The organism is Psychromonas sp. KJ10-10, from assembly GCF_047323245.1.
In the GTDB taxonomy this organism is placed as follows: Bacteria; Pseudomonadota; Gammaproteobacteria; order Enterobacterales; family Psychromonadaceae; genus Psychromonas.
This window is the reverse complement of sequence record NZ_CP178826.1, coordinates 2,381,007-2,403,243: the sequence shown is the minus strand read 5'-3', so window position 1 is coordinate 2,403,243 and position 22,237 is coordinate 2,381,007. Positions and strand designations below refer to the sequence as shown.

At 36.7% G+C, this 22,237-nt stretch carries 21 protein-coding genes and 2 pseudogenes; 2 read left to right on the top strand and 21 right to left on the bottom strand.

From position 1 onward, the window contains the following. Positions 1 to 22: 22 nt before the first annotated feature. From ACLKMH_RS13915 to ACLKMH_RS13835, 17 genes and pseudogenes are all read right to left on the bottom strand, one after another. Entirely contained in the window at positions 23 to 2,500 is a 2,478-nt protein-coding gene (locus ACLKMH_RS13915; RefSeq protein WP_413698701.1) for a PfaB family protein, read from the bottom strand. Next, positions 2,500 to 2,751 carry a hypothetical protein gene (locus ACLKMH_RS13910; RefSeq protein ID WP_413698700.1) on the bottom strand — a complete coding sequence of 84 codons (252 nt, stop codon included), beginning with the start codon at positions 2,749 to 2,751 and terminating at the stop codon, positions 2,500 to 2,502. Before ACLKMH_RS13910 ends, ACLKMH_RS13915 begins: the two co-directional genes overlap by 1 nt. Further along, positions 2,724 to 3,287 carry a hypothetical protein gene (locus tag ACLKMH_RS13905; RefSeq protein ID WP_413698699.1) on the bottom strand — a complete coding sequence of 188 codons (564 nt, stop codon included), beginning with the start codon at positions 3,285 to 3,287 and terminating at the stop codon, positions 2,724 to 2,726. The genes ACLKMH_RS13910 and ACLKMH_RS13905 overlap by 28 nt, the downstream gene beginning before the upstream one ends. Positions 3,288 to 3,357: 70 nt before the next feature. Beyond that, on the bottom strand, positions 3,358 to 6,981 hold the full coding sequence (locus tag ACLKMH_RS13900; RefSeq protein WP_413698698.1) for an SDR family NAD(P)-dependent oxidoreductase: 3,624 nt from the start codon (positions 6,979 to 6,981) through the stop codon (positions 3,358 to 3,360). Then, positions 6,941 to 8,245 carry an acyltransferase domain-containing protein gene (locus ACLKMH_RS13895; protein WP_413698697.1) on the bottom strand — a complete coding sequence of 435 codons (1,305 nt, stop codon included), beginning with the start codon at positions 8,243 to 8,245 and terminating at the stop codon, positions 6,941 to 6,943. The genes ACLKMH_RS13900 and ACLKMH_RS13895 overlap by 41 nt, the downstream gene beginning before the upstream one ends. Before the next feature lie 42 nt (positions 8,246 to 8,287). After that, complete coding sequence (locus ACLKMH_RS13890) at positions 8,288 to 10,399, bottom strand: beta-ketoacyl synthase N-terminal-like domain-containing protein (protein ID WP_413698696.1); 2,112 nt, start codon at positions 10,397 to 10,399, stop codon at positions 8,288 to 8,290. Between the two features lie 64 nt (positions 10,400 to 10,463). Continuing rightward, positions 10,464 to 11,309, bottom strand: coding sequence for a helix-turn-helix domain-containing protein (locus ACLKMH_RS13885; protein WP_413698695.1), 846 nt, complete (start codon positions 11,307 to 11,309; stop codon positions 10,464 to 10,466). 318 nt (positions 11,310 to 11,627) lie between these two features. Continuing rightward, entirely contained in the window at positions 11,628 to 12,098 is a 471-nt protein-coding gene (locus ACLKMH_RS13880) for a nitrilase-related carbon-nitrogen hydrolase (RefSeq protein ID WP_413698694.1), read from the bottom strand. Then, entirely contained in the window at positions 12,079 to 12,309 is a 231-nt protein-coding gene (locus ACLKMH_RS13875) for a nitrilase-related carbon-nitrogen hydrolase (protein WP_413698693.1), read from the bottom strand. Before ACLKMH_RS13875 ends, ACLKMH_RS13880 begins: the two co-directional genes overlap by 20 nt. Positions 12,310 to 12,338: 29 nt before the next feature. After that, a complete protein-coding gene (locus tag ACLKMH_RS13870; protein ID WP_413698692.1) occupies positions 12,339 to 12,758 on the bottom strand; it encodes a hypothetical protein in 420 nt (139 codons plus the stop codon). 104 nt (positions 12,759 to 12,862) lie between these two features. Next, a complete protein-coding gene (locus tag ACLKMH_RS13865) occupies positions 12,863 to 13,984 on the bottom strand; it encodes a conjugal transfer protein TraF (protein ID WP_413698691.1) in 1,122 nt (373 codons plus the stop codon). Positions 13,985 to 14,152: 168 nt separating this feature from the next. Next, a complete protein-coding gene (locus tag ACLKMH_RS13860) occupies positions 14,153 to 14,464 on the bottom strand; it encodes a DUF2007 domain-containing protein (RefSeq protein ID WP_413698690.1) in 312 nt (103 codons plus the stop codon). Positions 14,465 to 14,604: 140 nt separating this feature from the next. Then, positions 14,605 to 15,551 (bottom strand): annotated as a pseudogene (speB, locus tag ACLKMH_RS13855) (agmatinase). Next, on the bottom strand, positions 15,552 to 17,462 hold the full coding sequence (gene speA / locus ACLKMH_RS13850; protein ID WP_413698689.1) for a biosynthetic arginine decarboxylase: 1,911 nt from the start codon (positions 17,460 to 17,462) through the stop codon (positions 15,552 to 15,554). Positions 17,463 to 17,841: 379 nt separating this feature from the next. After that, positions 17,842 to 19,121 (bottom strand): annotated as a pseudogene (locus ACLKMH_RS13845) (hemolysin family protein). 429 nt (positions 19,122 to 19,550) lie between these two features. Next, the gene (locus ACLKMH_RS13840) at positions 19,551 to 19,895 is read right to left on the bottom strand and encodes a phosphoribosyltransferase (protein WP_413698688.1); all 345 of its coding nucleotides are present in this window, start codon (positions 19,893 to 19,895) and stop codon (positions 19,551 to 19,553) included. Positions 19,896 to 19,912: 17 nt separating this feature from the next. Further along, positions 19,913 to 20,128, bottom strand: a complete 216-nt coding sequence (locus ACLKMH_RS13835; protein WP_413698687.1) for a phosphoribosyltransferase — start codon at positions 20,126 to 20,128, stop codon at positions 19,913 to 19,915. A 155-nt stretch (positions 20,129 to 20,283) separates the two neighbouring features. Here ACLKMH_RS13835 and ACLKMH_RS13830 point away from each other — a divergent pair, with 155 nt between their 5' ends. Beyond that, a complete protein-coding gene (locus ACLKMH_RS13830; protein WP_413698686.1) occupies positions 20,284 to 20,682 on the top strand; it encodes a phosphoribosyltransferase in 399 nt (132 codons plus the stop codon). After that, positions 20,634 to 20,834: a hypothetical protein gene (locus ACLKMH_RS13825; protein ID WP_413698685.1), complete on the top strand. Its 201-nt coding sequence runs from the start codon at positions 20,634 to 20,636 to the stop codon at positions 20,832 to 20,834. The genes ACLKMH_RS13830 and ACLKMH_RS13825 overlap by 49 nt, the downstream gene beginning before the upstream one ends. Before the next feature lie 44 nt (positions 20,835 to 20,878). Here ACLKMH_RS13825 and ACLKMH_RS13820 read toward each other — a convergent pair whose 3' ends face one another. From ACLKMH_RS13820 to ACLKMH_RS13805, 4 genes are read right to left on the bottom strand one after another with little or no spacing between them, the layout of a single operon-like run. Next, positions 20,879 to 21,352 (bottom strand): GNAT family N-acetyltransferase, encoded by a 474-nt coding sequence (locus ACLKMH_RS13820; RefSeq protein ID WP_413698684.1) that lies wholly within the window; start codon positions 21,350 to 21,352, stop codon positions 20,879 to 20,881. Between the two features lie 30 nt (positions 21,353 to 21,382). After that, positions 21,383 to 21,736, bottom strand: a complete 354-nt coding sequence (locus tag ACLKMH_RS13815) for a GFA family protein (RefSeq protein WP_413698683.1) — start codon at positions 21,734 to 21,736, stop codon at positions 21,383 to 21,385. 24 nt (positions 21,737 to 21,760) lie between these two features. After that, positions 21,761 to 21,946, bottom strand: coding sequence for a VOC family protein (locus tag ACLKMH_RS13810; RefSeq protein ID WP_413698682.1), 186 nt, complete (start codon positions 21,944 to 21,946; stop codon positions 21,761 to 21,763). Next, on the bottom strand, positions 21,927 to 22,154 hold the full coding sequence (locus ACLKMH_RS13805) for a VOC family protein (protein WP_413698681.1): 228 nt from the start codon (positions 22,152 to 22,154) through the stop codon (positions 21,927 to 21,929). Before ACLKMH_RS13805 ends, ACLKMH_RS13810 begins: the two co-directional genes overlap by 20 nt. Positions 22,155 to 22,237: the final 83 nt, after the last annotated feature.

The following is a 22,237-nucleotide window of genomic DNA, read 5'->3' as shown; positions in this document are numbered from 1 at the left end:
AAATACTATTAAATTTGTTTACTTAACTTTTCTGCTTAACTTGCCTAATAATTGAGCCGGTAAAAAAGCTATCGAGCTTAACCTCTACTCCAAAACTCACTAATTTTGCCATTGCACGGGCATAGGTCAGCTGATCATCTGTCCCTTTGGCATTAACAGGAACACTAATATGGTTTTTCTGAGACTGATTTTTTAGGCTATATGCTGTTAATATTTTATCTGTCCAACTGCACAAAGAACGCCCAGCCCCCATTTCAATAAACACTTGGTTTTGCTTATCCGCTAATGTTTTGATTAAACGTGGAAAATCCACAGGCTGACAAAGACATTTAGCAATGCTCACTGCAATCGCGTGTTGTAATTGAGGAATGGCTAAATAACAAGAACTAGAAAACATCTTAGTTTGAATACGCTCAGTCACAGGCATGTTATAAAGCTCAAGCATGTGATCGTATTCTTGGTAAGCTGGTTCACTATGAATGGCATTTGCCATATTCAGAGGCATAGCTCGCACACCTAAACGTTGTATCACCTTTAAACAATCTTCAGGGTAACCCGCAATCACTAAGGAATCAGGTGTATTGATGATAGTGACATAAACACGTTCATTTTCATAAATCGAAGCAGTGACTTGTTCAAGTGTGCCTTTAATACTGTAGGTTTCCCAAATGGGTTCAAATTGACCATCTTCAATATCTGGCAAATTCCACAATTTTCGTATCGAGCGTAATTCGCCAGACAGCTGATGATTAAACGTATCTGAATTAGCTAAGCGTGCGCTCATTGCTCCAGGATTCTGCCAACAACCTAAAGCGGCAAACATACTGATTTCACCCATGCTATAACCACTGGCGAAATCTGCTTTGATATTAAAGACTTGTTCAAAAATCTTAGTGAATACACAAGCGTAACCAACCCCACATTCAGCAATATTTGCCAAACTATAACGTAACTCGAGTTCTCGTTGTTGTAGTGTTTTAAAGTCTAATGAGACAATTGAGCGTGGGTTTAATAATTCATCCTTTAGGGATGTACTTATATCATCGGCAAGTGCAATAACACTTGGGTAGATTTCAGGAAACAGATGAAATAAATCACGCCCTAGCCCAATATAAGTCGCCCCTATGCCAGGATATAAAAAGGCTGTTTTCGCATTTTTTTGAGGCTGACTAGTAAAGTAACTGCCCTTAGGGGTTTTCCAATCACATTGATCATTATTTATATTAATAAAGGACTTTTTAATACCCTGTAAACTCAATAACAGTTCTTTATTTAATTCTTCAATTGATTCGGCAATCAATACCACTTTATAAATAAAATCTGACTGTTGATATTGTTTAAAAAGCGCTTCAGCAAGCGTTTTTAGTTCAGGTTTTTGCCTTAGTTTTTCAACTAATAAATCAATTTTTTTAAGCAAGTCTTGTTCATTATTTGCCCCGATAATAAACAGAGATTGCTTGCCACAACGATTAAAACCATTTTCATGAATGAAATCATCATTCACTTCAGATATTAGCAAATGACTGACGTCGTCTTCTGTTAAGACACTCAGGGCATTTATTCTTGCTTTGCCTGACACATCTGGAAAAGTGGGCGAAGCTTGGTTAAATACATAAAAAGTAGAATCTTGCCATTGCTTTAATAGGTTTTGTGAAGGAGAAAACCAATTTTTAATCGCGGGACGATAACGCTGTTGTAATGAAATAATACTTTGAATAAGTCCCATCAGCTCTGATAAACAGCCGTTCTCACCGAGCACACTTTTATGGCAACTGAGCGACGTTGTCAGAGGCTCTTGTGCAGTATAAGCCTTCAACAAAGCGTGTTGTTCTAATAAGTTGAGTTGCTGTTCCGCATTAGCAGAGACTTCTAATGTGGTTATTTGCGCAGGCGTTAGGTCTTCTAAGCATGCCTTAATCACTTGATCAATGTGTTGATGTTCACCAGTACTCATTTTATCAATAGAGGCATAAACCACACTATTATGAGCATTAACAAAACTTGCATTAGCCAATAAAATACAAGCAACACCTTGATAAGAGGCATAACCATCAAAACCACTATCAAAACTTATCGTTGCTTTAGTTGTTTGCGTTTTTTCAGAAGAGTCTGTATTAGCAATGCTCACAATTAACACTGGAGTATCATCACTCATCACTTGCTGACTTAATATTAAAGCGTCACTCAAGTGCTCTACAAAAACTATTCGACCTTTATCTTGCATTGCTATTAGTGAATGCTTTAAATCATCATCCTTGCTAATAACTATCAGCGCAACCTGCTCAATGTTTAGATTATTAGCATCAAGGACAAAACGAATACAGGATTTACAAGAAGCTAATGCATTAAACACCGTATCAGCTTGCTTTAGAGTCTCTCCACGATATAAACAAGCTTCCACTTGATCGATATCGCAGAGAGCTTGTTCATTCGCTAAGCTATTAAAAACGGCATTAAAGCCAATTACTTTGAAGGGATCATTAATTAGCCGTAACGCCATTATTGAGCCACTTTGATAAATAAATCGTTAAGGCTTTCATTTGCTGTTACCTGAGCACCGATAATCTCTGCAATGACTTTTTTGTCTTTATTAATCAATAAAACATCGGCAATAATTTTTTTATTACGTTTATTGCTAGTGACATTTAATTTTAGGTGGAAACCTTGATCAACAGGTACTTCTTGGTAAACATTCCACTGCGCAGTGGCTGTTGGTAAACTGCCTAAACCGAGCTCTTTTCTAACCCACACAAGCAAAGCTTGAAAAACAAGATCATTAGCAAAGACATTATTGATCTTAAGATCAAACTCCCTTGTTTTTCTTGCGCTGAAGATTTAATTAAACAACTTAATAATAAACTGTCATCATCACAGTGATTTATTGCAGTAATGCCCTGCAAGCTTTCTCCATGAAATAAAGTGCCATCTTCATACAATGTATGTTGCTCTGTCTTTAGACTCGGTAATTCACCTTTATACTCAGAAATATCACTTTGATGACTTCCCTTTTTAACAAGTTTTAAAATCGCACTGTAATGAAAAATAGTTTTACCCGCTTTATTGGTACTAGAAATATTGGTGCTGGATATTTTTACTTCAACATCAATGATATTCGTTTCAGATTCAGGCAATAAGTTAAGATCAATCACATAATCCTGTGCTTCACTGCCATCGAAAATAATCCCCTTGAAAAGTTTATAATCTGTTAAACCTAGGTATTGATAATCACTGTAAACAGATTGTGCACTCTCAACCATCCATGCAATCGCACAGACAGTTGGGAACACTTGATTCTCACCAATTTGATGATCTGCAAAAAAAGCATTGTTAGTCGCTAAAAGTTGTTTAGTTAAGCGACTAACTTGTGGCTTTTACTGGTGCTTCCTCAGTAACTTTTGCTTCGGTAATTTCAGCTTCTCCGCCCATATCGTTACCAACAAGAATTTGAGCACAACGGTTGCTATCGGCGACTAATTCACTGACTAATAACTCTGCTCCAGCATCCAACGGAATAATATAAACACCACGGTCATTAAACATACGTTTCAATTCTGGAGTCACCATGCCACCATCCCAAGGGCCCCAATTAAAGCTAAGTACTTGTGTATTTGGGTTTAAGGCTTTAAATCTGAAAGCACTTTTATTAAGAATGTCATTAGCAATTGCATAATCAGATTGACCTGGGTTGCCATAAAACCCAGTCGCCGATGAAAATAAAACCAGATGTTTAATTTTATCCTGTTGCACACAAGCTAGCATTGAAGCTAAACCATCAATTTTAGTGCTGTAAACCGCTTCAAATTCAGCTAAGGTTTTCTGTTCAATAAACTTATCTGCCAGTACACCTGCGCCATGAATTAATCCGCTAATATCACCCCATAAATCAGTGATAGGAGAAATTGCATCCTGTACTTTTTCGCTATTAGTCACGTCCACACTGACATATTGTGCAATACCACCAGCGTCTTGAATAGCATTTAAGGTTTGTGTGATTTCACGATTCGCTAAGATAGGCTTGATAACGTTATTAACAGCTATTGGTGTTGGCTTTTCACCGATCGCTATTAATTGCTCCATAGCGACTTTTTTCAACTCAACTTCATTATCAATGTTTAATGCCCAGCTTGGCTCGTTACTTTCATATTGTGAACGCCCCAACAAGATGAATTTACATTGATAAGCCTGAGCAAGACGAATAACACAATGCGCAGTCACCCCTTTTGCGCCACCACTAACGAGAAACAATGAGTTTTCATCGATACTGTTACCAGCTTGTAATGCGTAACTATCTGTTTGTTCGCCAACTAAGGTTAATCGACCATTTTTATTAAAGCCAATTTCAACGGGTGAAATGCTCGTATCATTTAGTTCATCAAAGACGATATTAGCCACTTTATCAGCGACAAATTTACTCGCGACATCAATAGCACGACAGAAAACATTCGGCCACTCATGGCTTAATGTTTTCACTAAACCAGTAAGACCTGTTTGTACCAAATCGCTGTCTATTTCATTATTTTCTACACCAAAACAACCACCTTGGTGAGTTAACACTAAAAATGATGAACGGGTATCATTATTTTCAGATGCGCTATTTGAAGCAAGGCCGGTTAACTTTGCAAGCAGAAATGCAAGTTGTAAACCTTGTTTACTAGGTTGAGGATATTGCATGCCTTCAATTGTATTTTTAGCTTGCAAGTACACCACAGCGTGCCAGATTAATTGTGTTGCTAAAATCGCCTGTACTTCTTGTTCATCTAGGTTTTCTAACTCAACAATATTAACTGATTCTGAAAATGATTTAGAGCTGGTGGATTTAACCCAAGATGGTTTTAAAACGGTGACTGACCACCCCTGCTGATCTAATTTATCAGCGAGACGTACTGCACTGCCTTCACCATCATCAACTAATAATAAGTTTTCGCCATTAATGATTTTTATGTCGCTTACTACGGCATCTAAATGTTTTAGCACAACAATACTGCTTGGTGCAGGCTCAAATACGCTGTTTACTTCTTCTGTTTGTACATCATTGTTTGTTTCTGGCTTCTGTGAGTTTTGCAAGACACCCGCTTTAGATTGCATATATTCAACAATTTCACCTAAGGTACGAAGCTCAGCTAAATCTTCAGGATTCAGTTCAGGCAAATTAGTTATTTCATCTTGAACTGCGCCTAGGATCTCAACACGTTTAATCGAATCAATACCAAGATCAGCTTCCATATCCATGCTTAGTTCTAGCATTTCACTTGGGTACCCTGTTTTCTCGGCAACTACGTTCATCATGACAGATTGTATGGTTTGTAAATCAATGCCTGCAGAAACTGCTTGTGATCTTGGTGTTTCTATTGCATCTATTGCAATAGTTGCAACAGGATTTGCACCTTCACTCGCCTTAGATTTCATGTAATCAACGATTTCACCTAAGGTACGAAGCTCAGCTAAATCCTCTGGATTCAGTTCAGGTAAATCAGTGATTTCATCTTGAACTGCGCCGAGGATCTCAACACGTTTAATCGAATCAATACCAAGATCAGCTTCCATATCCATACTTAGTTCTAGCATTTCACTTGGGTAACCCGTTTTGTCAGCGACAACAGCCATCATTACAGATTGAATAGCATTTAAATCAATGCCAGTAGAAACTTCTGGTTCTACAACAGGAGCTGTAACAGGTATTGATGCATCACTTGCCTTAGATTGCATGTAATCAACAATTTCACCTAAGGTACGAAGTTCTGCTAAGTCCTCTGGATTTAACTCAGGTAAATCAGTGATTTCATCTTGAACGGCGCCTAAGATCTCAACGCGTTTAATCGAATCAATACCTAAATCAGCTTCCATATCCATGCTCAGTTCGAGCATTTCACTTGGATAACCCGTTTTGTCAGCGACAACAGCCATCATCACAGATTGGATTTCATTTACATCAATGCCTGTAGCAACTGCTTGTGAAGTTGTTGCCGGTATTGATGAATTACTCGCCTTAGATTGCATGTAATCAACAATTTCACCTAAGGTACGAAGCTCAGCTAAGTCCTCTGGATTTAATTCAGGTAAGTTTGCAATATCATCTTGAACGGCGCCTAAGATCTCAACACGTTTAATCGAATCAATACCAAGATCCGCTTCCATGTCCATGCTTAGTTCTAACATTTCGCTTGGATAACCTGTTTTGTCAGCGACAACTGCCATCATCACAGATTGAATCGCATTTAAATCAATGCCTGTTGCAACTGCTGGTTCTACGACAGGAGCTGTAACAGGTATTGATGTATCACTTGCCTTAGATTGCATGTAATCAACAATTTCACCTAAAGTACGAAGCTCAGCTAAGTCTTCTGGATTAAGTTCAGGTAAGTCTGCAATATCATCTTGAACGGCGCCTAAGATCTCAACGCGTTTAATCGAATCGATGCCTAAATCAGCTTCCATATCCATGCTCAATTCTAGCATTTCACTTGGATAACCTGTTTTGTCAGCGACAACAGCCATCATCACAGATTGAATAGCATTTAAATCAATCCCAGTAGAAACTGCTTGTGATCTTCTTGTATCTAAAACAGGTATTGATGTATCACTTGCCTTAGATTGCATGTAATCAACAATTTCACCTAAGGTGCGAAGCTCAGCTAAGTCCTCTGGGTTAAGTTCAGGTAAGTCTGCAATATCATCTTGAACGGCGCCTAAGATCTCAACGCGTTTGATGGAATCAATACCAAGATCCGCTTCCATATCCATGCTCAATTCGAGCATTTCGCTTGGATAACCTGTTTTGTCTGCTACAACAGAAAGCATCACATTTTTAATTTTATCAATATTTAAATCTGTTGTGCTTGCTGAAGAAGCAACCGGCTCAACGGATTGATTAGAACTAACAGAACTTTGCGCTACTGGCTCACTATTAGTGTTTGCTATTTGCTGACTAGCAGTCGATAGACTATTTTCCTGAGAGTTTACTGGTGCGGAATGACTTGACACTGCTTGCTTGTGCAACAGTGCTTTGCATTTGCTCAGAATCTTCTACCAACCCCTGCAACATTTTATTCATGTTGTCAGTTTGATTGTTTAGATAAGTCTCATGCACACGTAAAGTTTCAGATTGGAAGTCATGATACAAACCTAATGTTTTATCTAATGCCTCGGGTAACTCTGTGGCATTGCCCTGTGTCGCTAATACCTCTTGGAATGTTTTTGCATATTCCTTTGGCCCCTGCATGTAACTCTGATGCACATCTAATAACTGCGATTGGTGATTAACAAAGTTTTCCACACTACGCTCAATTGAACTCACTAAATCAGCGTTTTGATTTGCTGATACAGACCCATTTTGTGTATTTGTTGCACCATCTTTTTCTACATAAACAATTTTTTCCACTTCAACTACTTTCTCAACAATGACTTCTTTAATAACTTCTTTGACTACCACTTTTGGCTCAGTGTTTTGTAGTTTCCATCCGTCATTTAATGCATCGGTAAAAGCTTTTTTAGTTTTAGGATTTACATAAGTCGCGCCGGTTAATTTCATCGCTAAAGGTGATTTTTTAGGGGCTGTGATTGGTCGTTGTTGTGCTGAATAGGGATCGATATTATCCAGTTCAACACCTAATACAGCCATTTCAACAGTCGCTAAACGTAATTGTTGATCCGCTGATTTTTTAGGGTTGTTATTGACCGCAATGGTTACAACATCGTCTTTGTCTTGTAAAATATTATCTACTAAACGCGTTAATACGTTTTTAGGACCAAACTCAATGAAAATACGTCCACCAGCTTGATATAAATTTTCCACTTCTTCATTAAAATGCACAGACTGTAAAATATGTTTTTTCAGTGCCGATTTAATTTCCGTTGCATTATTAGCATATGCTTTAGCAGTGCCATTGGCAAAAACAGGCAATTGAGGTGCATTAAATTCAACACTATCAATCACATCTGCAAAAGGCTTTTGTGCATGCCCTACTAATTCAGTATGAAATGCGGCTGATACAGGAAGTTTAACAACCTTATAGCCTTTGCCTTGTAATTGTTCAACAGCCAACTCAATTTGTGGTGTCAGACCTGCAATAACCACTTGATTGTTTGAGTTATAGTTGGCAATCGAAACACCTTCGATGTTTTTAATATCTATAGCAACTTTATCCGGCGCGCCAACAACCGCGACCATTGTTCCAGGATCAAAAGAATCATTATTGTTATCTTCTGGCGCGGCCATAGCTTGACCACGAGATCGTGCAAGCAACATATAATCTTGCTCAGATAATACACCGGCGTACCCATAAAGCAGTTAATTCACCAAAGCTATGCCCTCTGTTGCAAAATCAATGTTTAAACCAGCTTGTTTAAAAGTATTAAATAAACCGACACTAAATGCGCCAATGGCTGGTTGTGCATTTTGTGTTAAACGTAATTTTTCTTCTTGCTCGCTACGCTTTTCTTTTGAGAAAACAGGAATAGGAAACACAGTGGCTGATAATTGCGCCTGACCTGCGTCGCTAAAGGATTTATCCATAGCTGTACTGGTTGCTAACATGCTAGGGAAGTTACAGGTTAAATCTCTTCCCATATTGACATATTGCGAGCCTTGTCCAGAGAATAAAGCAACCACTTTACCTTCTGTTTCAAGTGCAGACTGTCGATAATAAATACCCGTTGGTTTACTCCAGGATGTACTTTCATCATTAGCAAGTTGGCTAACAATAGCGTTTATCTGTTGTATCGCCTGAGTTGCATTTTTAGCAATAAAGCCACATCGCGCTAAAGACTTTTCTGGTGTTTTAAGTGCATATTCTTTTACTAACGCATTAAAAGCATAGGGTTGTAAATCTTCGCTGACAGATAATTTGCTTAAACAATCACTAAGTGTGTTAACTAAAGTTTGTTTATTAGTTGCACTGATCAATAAAGTTTGTGGCACTTCGTTAAGGCGATATGCTTTATCATGACTGGCTTTATATTCTTCTAAAACAAAATGGAAATTGGTACCACCAAAACCAAATGAGCTAATACCTGCTCGACGTTTAATACCATCTGCACGAGGCATCCATGGTCGTGTTTCATTATTAATATAAAGTGGAGTTTGCTCAATATCTAAATTGGGATTAGGTTGATCAACGTTAATCGTTGCCGGTAAAACCTTATGGTGCAGTGCTAAAGCTGCTTTGATTAATCCAGCAGTACCAGCGGCGACTTTAGTATGACCGATTTGAGATTTAACCGATCCCAATGCAATATGTTGTCTTTGTTCGTTGTTTTCACTAAACAGTGTATTAAGGCCACTAAATTCAGTCGCATCGCCTGCTTTAGTACCTGTACCATGTGCTTCAATTAAACCACAAGTACTCGGCTCAAAACCTGCGTCTTGATAAGCACGTTTCAAAGCTTTAACTTGTCCTGATGGACGAGGTGCATAAATAGACTTGAAACGTCCATCGGAAGAACTACCAATACCTTTAATTACAGCATAGATTTTATCACCATCACGCTCTGCATCTTCAAGACGTTTAAGCGCAATCATACCCACGCCTTCCCCAATCATCATGCCTTTTGAGTTTTCATCAAAGGGACGAATATCTTCGCCATCGGTAAAAGCCGGTGTTTTAGAAAAAGACATATACATAAAGGGAGAATTATCACAACAAACGCCACCTGAAATCATCATTTCAGAACGGTGTTCGAGTAGATCAGAAACGGCCATCTTAATAGCGACTAATGACCCAGCACAGGCGGCATCAACCACGCAGTTAGTACCACCTAAATCAAAGCGGTTTGCAATACGACCAGCAATTACATTACCTAACATGCCAGGAAATGAATTTTCTTCCCAGGGAATGTATGCTTTTTTAAATTTATCAATAATGATATTACGATCTGATTCACTTACCCCAGAAGCTTTTAAAACTTTATCTAGGACTGGGCCTTGTAATCGAGAGGTCAAAGGGCCAATTTGTTTTTGGCCACCACCAACACCTAAGGTGATACCGATTTTATCACGATCATAAGCGGCTTCATCGCTGATCCCTGCATCGGCTAATACATCACGAGCAACCACCAAAGACATTAGCTGAGTTATGTCTGTTAACTCTAAAATATTTGGTGGTAATCCAAATTCCATTGGATCAAAATCAATTTCAGGTAAAAAACCACCACGTTTACAATAAGTTTTATCAGCTTCTTTTTTATCACTTGAATAATAATCATCAACTGCCCAGCGATCTTCAGGCACTTCTTGGATACCATTGACTGATTCAACAATGTTATCCCAAAATTGCTCAAGATTTTTTGTTTCAGCAAAAACAGAAGCCATACCAACTATCGCAATCGGATTTGATTTCAAGCGAGAGTTTAGTTTTTGATCTTCTTCTGTTTCAATCACATTGTGACTTTGTGCATTTGACATTTACTACTCCGGTTAATTTTTTTCGTTTTCCGTCTCGGTTTATTTTATTAGTATTCAAGATCTTTTATTTAGATTGTGTTTGATCACTACTCGGGACTTCTTCTAATAAGCGAAAACGACTTAAAAACTCATTATAATTTTTTACTAAAACACGACGTATATGGTATGGCGCTTTGCGTAACACATAACTCAAATAACGCTGTGCGGCTTGGAAGCCATCACCTGTGTAAAGATCCACATATACCCAGTTACTTGTTAGGTCATGTGCGATTAACAGTGATGCTTGTTTTTTATTGTTTTTTTGTATGGATGTTTTTGAATCACTAGGCACTGCTGATTCAGGTAGTGCGATTAAATAAACCTGTACGACATCTAAAGGGGTTACTACTTCTAATTGTTCACCTGTTTCACCCATTTGCTGACGCATTTGGGTTAAAAAATCACTCATTGCCTGTGGCGATACCACTGAGTTAATGACTTCGTTGGATATACTTTCTTCAATAGCAAATTGCACAAACTTGGCTTCGGATTCACTATCATCAAAGGGTTGCATATCTGCTAAACGGGAAACTCCATGACGCTTTAAACAACGTTGTAAACCAGCTCGAGAGGTATTTGGATTGATAAACTCTTTGCAAACATTGAGCAATTCATCTAATGATAGTTTTAAACGCAAGCGTAGGTGAACGACGGCATATTGCTGTTCAAGTGTTAAGGTAGTATTGAGTTGTTTAGGAAGATGAGGTGCATCTTCGGTGAATTCACGTTTACGCCATTTGCGTACGGTAGATTCAGATACTTTGAGTAAACGAGCCAACACCGCAGTAGCGAGATCAGATTCGTGGATAAATGCTCTCATCTCAGGTGTCGTAGTAGCATTTTTATGTAAGCGTTTATCTGATTTAGACATTCATTATCGACTTAATTAAATGAAAAGTTGAATGATAAGTTGTATAACTAGTCCCGCAATATACACAGGTATCACACCCTATACAATCACCCGATACTTTTATTTAACATTTATACTCAGATTATGTGTGCCAAGCTGTTAGAATGATATTAAATTAGAATAAACCTTGTTTTTTGAAAATATCCCCCCTAAAAAGATTAATTTTTTCAATATATTATAAGATCTAAAAAATAATATAAAAATTTAGCTATCCAAATCGACAACTTCGCCAGTCCAGTTATCCTGTTTTTTTCTGCAATTACTAAAGCGCTTTGTGTTTCATTCAGCGACAACAAGTAGTCCTTGTTTTAACCAAATAGCACTTTTTCCAATAGGTTGCCAACCATCAGCGACTTTACCCGTTTTAGAACTATAATTGGCTAGTGCAACAAGCATATTATATTGCTCCGCATAATTTTGTAACATATCAGTATCAGCTTGATAACCAGTGCTAGAAATCATCGAACCAGCAATATAAGCAGATGCTCCTAGATTGACACATTTTAGGCAATGAATTGGATGATTTGTATCAGCACATATTGCATTGGCAATTTTTGTATTATTTAAAGTGATCAGATGGTGTTTATTACCTGGACTGAAGTAGTTTTCTTCACCACCATGTAAATGCATTTTTGAATATGTTTGCACTAGCCCATTTCTATCAATTGAGATAAGTCCTATTTTAGGCAATTTCTCTGATTTTAATGGTGCGCCTACAGCAAGGTGAATTTTATATTCTATAGCGAGCATCGATTAGGACTGCTAATCGTTCATCATCTTTTGAAAAAGCTAATTGACTTCCTAGATTTGGTTCATACCCCGTTAAGGATAATTCAGGGAAAACAAGGTAGGAAACATTTAAACGACTAGCACATTTAATTGCCTGGAGATGTATTCTAATATTTTCATCAACTTCTCCACGTTTTGAAATAATCTGTGCAACTGCAATTTTCAAGCTCATTGGCCATTTCCTTAATTATCTAATCATTTCTAGAATCGTTTGAAAAAGTTATCTATTTCTTCTTTGAATGGTTTTATCTGTATTTTTTCAGATTCAGTCAATGCTTGATAGAAACGTGGATAAGACCAACCATATCCCCAACGGAACTTAGTCGGAATATAAGGACTACCACCAACTCGAACACCCGCTAACATTAAAGTAGCAATGGCAGGCTCACCAACGCTTTCAACACAATGTTGTAATGCTTTATCAGCTATTAAGCGTTGTTCATAGGTTCCCCCTTGCCAATAGGCATAATCATGCAAAGTGCAACAGCTTAACCATAAATCTTTCTGTGCAAAGGTACCATCGGGGAAAGCGCTACAACCATCAGAGGTAAAGGGTTTTATCTCTTCTGCCAGACTACAAAGAGAAGTGAAGAATAAGGCAAGAAAAATCATACTACGCATATTTGCAAACTTCTCCGATAGATTAGTGTGATGCCTTTAGTATAACCTTAAAACAAATCAGGCCACTATATTGTGGCCCGAAGAACTAAAATCAGCATTAACTCTTAGAAAGTGAGTGCTAGATTAGTTGAAACACCAAATTGATTTTCACCTGAATAAGAACCTGCTATATCAAAGTGCACAATATCAAAAGGACTAAAACCAATACCTGCAGTAAATGCATTATCAAGTGTATCTTCTAGATCCATTTCATAACCTGCTCGTAGTTGTGCCCAACCCAATAAATTCCCCTCAACACCAATACGAACAAACTGTGTATCATCATTTAAACTTTGAAAACGTGTTTGTTGAGTTAAGTCAGCATCAAAGGCAACCGTTACGAAATCCGTTGTGTAGGCAAGACCTAATGTTGCTTGAGTATCAAGCTTATAAACATCATTAAAAGAACCATTATCTACTGTTATTTTTTGTGCTAATAGATCTTTTAGGGACAGACCTGCTCGGAAATTATCATAATGCCACACCACACCAAGATCCATATTAAATGCATTCTTTGATATTTCACTTTCATCATAATCTTCAATATCAAATTCCTCAACAGAGGTACGTTGTGCATAGGTTTTCATTTGTTGATATTTTGGAGTAAATCCAATAGAAACCTTTTGTTCAGAAATCATAAAGTCTTTTGCTAAGGCTAGGCCAACTTCGCTATAGCCAAAAGCGACTAAATCAACATATGAATTATTATAATCATTTTGAGTAATATCTGTGCTAGCTACAATTTCAATATATCCACGAGCATACAAGTTAGAGGAAACAACTTTATTTGGAACAGCGACAGCTACACCAAGGTTAGCCGAGACAGTAAGTGGGCTGTTTGCATTTAATTGATCAAGGTATGTATTGATTTCATTTAATTTATCTGAAGAATTACTATTTTCATAATCTTCAATTGAAGATTGTAAATCATCTATTAATGACAAACTATCATCACTATCTCGTGCCGAAATAGCTAAAGCAGGGAGCAAGATAGCAAAATCATCGGAAGAGTCCGCACTTGCCACTAACGCAGGATTATAAAAAGGAGCCAGTAGATAATTTGCAGAAGCAACACCGGTATTACCCATCGCATTACCACGCGCATCGGCGACCTGATTTCTTGCATTTACTTGAGAACTTAAACATGCGAAGCCAATTGTTAATGCCAATATTGTTTTTTTATTCATCTATCAAACCTTGTGTTTTTACTGAAGTAATAAGCTAAATAGCCTGGATATGTTTTAAAAAAGTATTTTAAAAAGACTAATTAACAGTAGCTTACATTTCAGAAGATACATACTTAAATTCAATATAAATATGAATTAAATATTATAGACATATGATTTGATTATAAATTAATCACTTTTACGTTCTGAATTACAATTCCAGCAGATTTCAAAGGAGGAAGCATTATTTTCGAGACAATTTTCACAGGTCCAATCTTCTTTATCACAGAGTTTTGCAGATGCTTCTAACACTTCTGTTGCACGTTGGAAATCATCTTCATTAAATAACCACACTTCAGGCCATGCATCGAAGGCAGAAATCTCGCCAATCGCCCCCTGTGAAAATTCATTTTTAATAAACACATCAATTCCCTGTGCTTCCATTATATTTTTTACATTAGTTACCATAAAAAGATTTTCATTTGAATATAAAAGCTTCATATCACCTCAGATTTAAAATACATATAGAACTAGAACGCTTTTTAAGGAATTTATTTCAAGTAATTTTAAAAAGATTGGATAAAGATAGAAAGGGAAAATCATTCTCACCTTAAATAGTGAGAATGATTTTAAAGTAGAAATTATTTATTTACGCTTGCTAGTTTATTTGCAGTCCAAACATACAACAATTCTAAAGCAATGGTTGCACCCGCTAATGCGGTTATTTCACTTTGATCATAGGCCGGTGATACTTCAACAACATCCATTCCAATTAAGTTAATGCCTTGCAATGCTCGAATAATTTTTAACGCTTTATCAGAGCTAATGCCACCACAAACAGGTGTACCTGTTCCGGTGCAAAGGCTGGATCTAAGCAATCAATATCAAAGGTCAAATAAACATGTTTATCACCCACTGTTTGTTTAATCTGCGCGACAATTTGTTCAACAGATAAATCATTCGCTTGCATAGCGTTGATAACATTAAAACCATGGCCTTGCTGTTTATATTCAGTACGAATACCAATTTGCACCGAAGACTCAGGATCAATTAATCCTTCCTTAGGAGCATGATAAAACATCGTGCCATGATCATAACGACTGCCATTGTTATAGGTATCCGTATGTGCATCAAAATGAATCAATGCCATCTCACCATATTTTTTGGCATAGGCACGCAACAATGGCAAAGTAATAAAATGATCCCCACCTAACCCAAGTAACATTTTGCCACTGTTTAGAATTTCATCCGCGACGGCTTCAAGACGAAGTGTTAAATCTTCAGCATCTCCAGAGTCAAATACTAAATCACCAGCATCAATGACTTTTGTATGTTCAAAAAGCTTAAAATCCCATGGGAATTTTTTACTTTCCCAGGCCAAATTAACCGATGCGCGACGTATCGCATCAGGCCCCATTCGGGCACCTGAACGACCTGATGTTGCCATATCAAGTGGCGCACCTAACACAACAACATCCGCATCATCTGCAATTGGGTTTTTCACTAACGGGCGACGCATAAAGGTCATTGCGTTAGAATATAAAGAATAATCTTCTTTAGTAAACAGGTCATTAAATGAATGTGTCATTTAAAAGCCCTCTAAATAAGTATAACCCGCTAACCCTTGCTCTAATTCATCGAGAATACTTTGTTGATCTTCTACAGAAACACGAGAAGAAGCTAAAGCACGGTAATTATCTCGAATTGCTTCAACATCAATATGTACGTATTTCATTACATCTTCTACGGTATCGCCTTCATTAACAGAATCAATCGTCCAGCCACCCTTTTCATCCATGTTCACCACAGCAGTATGGGTATCACCAAATAAGTTATGCATATCACCAAGAATTTCCTGATAAGCCCCTACCAAGAAAAAGCCCATTAAATAAGGTTTTTCGTTAGTCCAAGCTGGCACTGGTAAGGTAGTTTCAATACCTTGACCATCTACATACTGATCAACCACACCATCTGAATCACAAGTGATATCTAATAATACCGCACGACGTTCTCCCGCCTTATGTAAATCAGACAGTGGTAAAATTGGGAATACTTGATCAATCCCCCAAGCATCCGGTAAAGATTGAAACAATGAAAAATTAACAAAAAACTTATCCGCTAAACGTTCATTTAAATCATCTAATATTGGACGATGGAAACGATTTTTAGTGCTCATTTGTAAACTTAATTCATAATAAATACGTAAAGCTACCTTCTCACCCCAAGCTCGCTGATGAAGATTTAACACACCAGTCGCAAATTGACTGTGTATTTCTGCGATATCACTTTGCGTATCGTTATAAATTTCAATCAATGCTCGGTCATCACTGCCAGCAGATAATAAGCACCAGTTATTCCACATATTCTGTAATAATAATGAACCATTTTCGTCAGGCGCATCAAACTTCTCAGGTTGATAGGTTTCTGCACCAATTACATTGGTCATTAACACTGCGTGATGTGCTGTTAAGGAACGACCAGACTCAGAAATAATCACCGGCTCAGGTTGTTCATATAAACTACAAATATCACTAATAGTAATAATAATATTACGCGCATATTCGGCCATGCTATAATTCATTGAATTATGAGACTGACTACGAGTTCCGTCATAATCAACTGCTAAGCCACCACCAACGTCTAAATAATCAATTGGTACACCAATCGCACGTAATTCACAGTAGAAACGAGCGACTTCACTCACACCATTACGCACATCACGAATGTTGGCCATTTGTGAACCTAGGTGGAAATGTACAAGTTGTAGCGTTTCTAATTGATCTTCTGCTTTTAAGCGTTCCACAACGGTTAATACTTGTGAAGCGACTAAACCAAACTTAGATTTTTCACCACCACTTGCTTGCCATTTACCAGCACCTTGAGAAGCTAAACGGATACGTAAACCAATACGCGGTTTAACTCCTAAAGAACGCGCTTCTTCCAGCACTAAATCAAGTTCAGAAAGTTTTTCTAAAACAATAAAAACACTGTGTCCTAATTTTTCACCAATTAATGCTAAGCGAACATATTCTCTGTCTTTATAACCATTACATACAATCACTGAGCTTGCTTGATGAGCAAGTGCTAATACCGCTAAAAGCTCAGGTTTACTTCCCGCTTCAAGTCCAAGTTGTTTATGCTCTAATTCAGCTTGACTTGCTAAAATTTCGTCAACGACTTCTTTTTGTTGATTAACTTTAATTGGGTAAACCAATAAATATCGATTACTGTAATTAATTTCTTGAATCGCTTCATTAAATGCATCACAAATATTATGTACACGTTGGTGAACGATTTGTGGAAACCGAACTAAAACAGGCATGCTTAGGTCAGATTTCTCTAATTCTGTGGCGATATCAGTTAATTCTAACTGATGGTCACAATCACTGCGTGGTGAAACATACACCCCGCCTTGATCGTTAATTCCATAAAACCCTTGGCTCCAGTAACGAACGTTGTATTCCGCACGGATGCGTTCCATATCAATTGAATGTTGCAAATTTAAGTCTCACAATAATAGTTAACCTCAATAGTCTAAGCAAAACGATTTGATCGTTTCGAACTGAGATTAGTTAGATAAAAGTGATTCAGAAAGAATAAATCACAGGTCTTGTTGGGGCGGATTATTGTTGAATAAAAGTATTACGTCTAGACAATAATTTTAATCAGCTTGATAAATAAAATTGAAGTTTATTGATGCTAATATGACCAACTGAATCATACTATTAATGAAAGCATGTAAAGAATTATCAGTTGTCTTCATGTAACCTCAGTTCAAGGTAAATCGTCGTAGCAATAATGGATTATTGCTACGCAATTGAATGCAGAAATACAAGTATATAACAGTACTGTATCGTTTAGCTTATGCAGAATTGAGGTTATTTAAGTTTAGTAACCAATATTTGCTCAATACGAACACCTTCCAAATCTAATACTTCAAACTTGTATCCTTGATGAATAAAGCTGTCAGTGCGTTTAGGTAAACGTTTTAGACTATAAATCATAAAACCAGCGATAGTTTCGTATTGACTGCGGTTAGGAAAGTCATCTATTGATAAACTGCGTATTACATCATTAATTGGGGTTAAGCCCTCAATTAACCATGACTCTTCATCTCTTTTAACAATCATTTCTTCATCTTGATGAGTCAATAGTTCGCTCATAAAACTACTTAATAAATCTTTAACTGTGACTAAACCAACTACTGTGGCGTATTCGTTTACGATAATAGCAAAGGGTTGAGGGGCGACTTTAAAAGCATTTAACGCTTCAGAAAGGGTTAACGTTTCTGGCAAATAGAATAGGTCTTTATCAACTTTAGTTGCTAGCACATCCGCCAATTCACCTTTTAATACCAAACGTAAGATTTCTTTTGATTCGATACTGCCTTTAATACGATCTAAACCTTTATCACAAACCAAAAAATCATTATGAGGATGCTCAATAATCTTTTCACTTATTACTTCACTACTATCTTCTAAATCAAAAAACACAATTTGATCGCGAGGTGTCATAACGCTTCCAATGGTGCTTAATTCTAAGTCAAATACATTACCGATTAACTGATATTCCTGTTGCTGTAAACTCCCATCTTCGGCTCCTGCATCCATCATGGCAACAATATCTTCTGTTGTAACTCTGTCCGTTCTTTCTGTAGGAATATGAAATATCCTTAAGATTAAATTAGTTAAGCTATTAAAAATAAAAGTAGCGGGCAACAATAAAAAAGTTACCCAATGCATCAATGAAACAATTTTCATCGCCACTGTTTCAGGCATTATTATCGCCAAACGTTTGGGTAATAAATCCGCAAATAGAATAAACAAGGAAGTAAGACAAACAAAAGAAAGCATAAAACTGACTTCTTCTAATAATTGGCCTTGATAAAATAAGCTAATCAATTTTCTGATATAGGGTGTTAAAGCTTGTTCACCGATAATACCACCCAAGATAGAAATAGCATTTAATGCAATTTGCATCATGGCAAAGAAGTTACCAGGTTGTTGCTGTAACTTTAGTACTTCACCTGCTTTTACATTACCTTCATCTGCCATTACTTTTAGTTTTATTTTTCTAGTCATGCCACAACTGAAATTTCAGACATTGCAAAAATTGCACCTGCTACTATTAATAAAATAATGCTTAAGACATCACTCATTTACAAACCCTTTTTCGATAGTTAACTGATAGCAATGGTACTAATTAGCCGATCTATTTTTTTGATTAAAATTGCTTATTTTTTTGTTGGAAGCTTCGTAAATGGAAAAAATTTACTTCAACTTTTTCTTAAAACTAAACAACTTTTCCTGCACAAAATTCCGATCTCTTATTCAATCACATTACTATGGCACCAAATAGCACCATATTATTTAAATAATTGCCTATAAGGACATTCACTTTATAGGTTAAAAATGGCGCATTATAAAGTGACTTTGTGGTTGTACAATTGTTATTTTAAAATATTTTTAAGGAATAAAAAATGAAGATAATTATGGTGAAAAAGTTGAAATTGATTACTCCAAGATTTAGCACTTAAAGTACACTTTTAAAGTGCTTTAAGTGGCTTGAATAAGATTTTCAGTGGTTTTTAATTGCCTTGTTGTGGTAAAAAATCTTTTATAATTTCATATAAACGCGGGCGTTGTTGTGCTATTTCTTGATGGCTTAAACCTTCTAAAGAATGAGGATATTTAAGCCAAGCCGAAGTTTCATGAATAAAATAATCTGGTACACGCCCGGTTTCATTTCGCGAAGGCTTATAATAAGGAACAGCAACTCTGACGTCCTGTGCCATATTTAATCGACATTGTTTTTTTAATTCAGCAATAATAGCCTCAATTGAACGCCCTGTATCATACACATCATCAACTAATAATAATTTGTCATCACGTTTAATATTATCAACAATATATTTGATACTATGAACACGCACTTCACGCTGTTGTTGATCTATAAGCGGCGATAGGAAGAGGTTCTAATCGCAATATGATCAGCTTTAATACCATGTACTGCTAAAAACTCTTGCACAGCAATACCAATGGGTGCACCACCACGCCAAATTGCAACAATAAATGTTGGTTTAAAATTACTGTCTAAAATATTACGTGCTAACTGATAAGAATCTTGTAAAAGAGATTGCGCGCTTAAATACTGTTTTTCTGCCATTTTAATTCCAAGTAAATAGAAAGATAAAAGTACTAATTATTGAATATAAATCACTTTTATGGTGTAATTTCGAGTTCCTAATCACGCAATATAACACAGTAAATCGGTGGTTTCTTGGCTAAATATCCTGAAAAAAATTTTTAGATGAAGATTCGTTGATTGAAGAATCTTTTCAATTAGCAACTCAGATCCTAGCAAGTGGGTTTAAACCTACCTTCATTGTGGGTTTATGGCGTGGTGGTAGTTCTGTTGGTATTTATGTTCAAGAATGCTTACAAACACTTGGTGTACAAACAGATCATATTTCTATTAGAACCTCATATGCGGGTTTTGACCATTACCATCAACACGATGAAATTAAAGCACCTATTCGTGTGCATGGTTTAACTTATCTAGTTAAAAAATTAAATGTAGATGACAAACTTTTAATTGTTGATGATATGTATCGTTCCGGTAAAAACGTTGAAGTAACCATTAAAGAATTAAAAGAAGACTTAGAAAAAACATGCCAGAAGATGTACGTGTTGCCACGGTATGGAAAAAATCTGGATTAGCCGAGGGTGCTGGCCCTGATTATTGTCTGCATGAAACAAATGACTGGGTTGTTTTCCCCTATGAATTACAAGGGCTAACACTCGAAGAAATTAAACAACATAAAGCCTTTGCTTACCCTTCTATCGATCCTGAACAGTTTATTGAAAGCTAATCATGAAAATTTCAGGCAGTGGATATTGCTATTGCCTGAAAGTCTTATCGCTGATTAAGATCTATTTCTAAACACATAAAAACACTATTCATATCTTCTTTGTAGTTTGCAAAGGGCCCACAAAAATCAAAGCCATGTTTTTTATAAAGCTGGTGTGCTGGTTTAAAATAATCCATAGATCCGGTTTCTAAATATATTTCTTTATAACCACTATTTTTAGCTCGCTCGATAATGTGCGTTAACAGAAATGAAGCAACGCCTTTACCTCTAAAATCATTCGCAGTACGCATCGATTTAATTTCTACTCTGTCATCATTTAGATGCTTATAAGCGCCACAACCAGCTAATACATTACCCTGCCAAATGGTCCAAAACTTTACTGATGAGTCTTTAAGTCCTTCTAGATCTAAAGCATGCTTACTTTCAGGTGGTGAAGTTGCTTGCATATCTTCCAGATGTTGTTGCAAAAGTTGAAAAATTTCAGGCCCAGATAAGTCATCTAGTTTAATTTGAAACATTTATTCTCCAAGATCTATTAGAAAAGTTGATTAATCCATTCCTGCGCCAACGGTTTTTCTGATAGGAATTCCCGTCGCATCGAAGCCTTCTAGGCAGAATACATTAATACCATAAAAATCAGGAGTAACTCTTTTACGATGAAAGGGATAAATACCGCATTGGCGACAAAAATAATGATGAGCAGTATGTGTATGAAATTGATATTCAGAAAGGAAATCTTCACCTTTAATTAATTTAAAATCACTCTCATGAACTTTTACCATCAATGCATTTTTACGTAAACAAATCGAGCAATCACAGGTAGTCAACTCAGGAAAATTTGTGTTAATTTCAAATTCAATTTCACCACAATGACAACTGCCTTTAAATCGTTTTTTTAACATGTTATCTCCTAAATTAGGATAAATTTATTTCATCGAGTGAAATCCAATGCTATTTCCCTCTGTATCCAAGGCAATAACAATAAAACCGTAATCCCCAATTGCCATTTTAGGCACAATTAATTTACCGCCAAATTGCTCAATTCTTGCCTGTTCAACAGCGCAATCTTCGCTATCAAAATAAACTAAAGTACTATTGCCTCCTGCGAGCAACGCCTTCCATTTTACATATTGCACCACTAGCGCCGGGACGTTCTTGCATATCAAAGGCCCACATTTCAGGTTGTGGAAAATCTTTTTTCTCATCAGGCGTATCAATGCGTGTTAGTGATTGCTGTAATACCCTTTGATAAAAATCTTTTGCTCGAGGCATATCATCGACGTAAATTTCAAACCAACAGACAACATTATTCTTGTTCATGATCCTTTCTCCCTTTCAAAATCAACATTCTAATAAGAAATATAATATATGGATTCACATTTTTACTTATGAAAACATTTGTC

Bases quoted from the DNA above. Each gene is read 5' to 3' on its own strand.
- ACLKMH_RS13915 (WP_413698701.1), bottom strand. From the start codon at position 2,500: ATGGCGTTACGGCTAATTAATGATCCCTTCAAAGTAATTGGCTTTAAT.
- ACLKMH_RS13895 (WP_413698697.1), bottom strand. From the start codon at position 8,245: ATGTTGCTTGCACGATCTCGTGGTCAAGCTATGGCCGCGCCAGAAGAT.
- ACLKMH_RS13890 (WP_413698696.1), bottom strand. From the start codon at position 10,399: ATGTCAAATGCACAAAGTCACAATGTGATTGAAACAGAAGAAGATCAA.
- ACLKMH_RS13885 (WP_413698695.1), bottom strand. From the start codon at position 11,309: ATGTCTAAATCAGATAAACGCTTACATAAAAATGCTACTACGACACCT.
- ACLKMH_RS13880 (WP_413698694.1), bottom strand. From the start codon at position 12,098: ATGCTCGCTATAGAATATAAAATTCACCTTGCTGTAGGCGCACCATTA.
- ACLKMH_RS13875 (WP_413698693.1), bottom strand. From the start codon at position 12,309: ATGAGCTTGAAAATTGCAGTTGCACAGATTATTTCAAAACGTGGAGAA.
- ACLKMH_RS13870 (WP_413698692.1), bottom strand. From the start codon at position 12,758: ATGCGTAGTATGATTTTTCTTGCCTTATTCTTCACTTCTCTTTGTAGT.
- ACLKMH_RS13865 (WP_413698691.1), bottom strand. From the start codon at position 13,984: ATGAATAAAAAAACAATATTGGCATTAACAATTGGCTTCGCATGTTTA.
- ACLKMH_RS13860 (WP_413698690.1), bottom strand. From the start codon at position 14,464: ATGAAGCTTTTATATTCAAATGAAAATCTTTTTATGGTAACTAATGTA.
- ACLKMH_RS13835 (WP_413698687.1), bottom strand. From the start codon at position 20,128: ATGGCAGAAAAACAGTATTTAAGCGCGCAATCTCTTTTACAAGATTCT.
- ACLKMH_RS13825 (WP_413698685.1), top strand. From the start codon at position 20,634: ATGCCAGAAGATGTACGTGTTGCCACGGTATGGAAAAAATCTGGATTA.
- ACLKMH_RS13820 (WP_413698684.1), bottom strand. From the start codon at position 21,352: ATGTTTCAAATTAAACTAGATGACTTATCTGGGCCTGAAATTTTTCAA.
- ACLKMH_RS13815 (WP_413698683.1), bottom strand. From the start codon at position 21,736: ATGTTAAAAAAACGATTTAAAGGCAGTTGTCATTGTGGTGAAATTGAA.
- ACLKMH_RS13805 (WP_413698681.1), bottom strand. From the start codon at position 22,154: ATGAACAAGAATAATGTTGTCTGTTGGTTTGAAATTTACGTCGATGAT.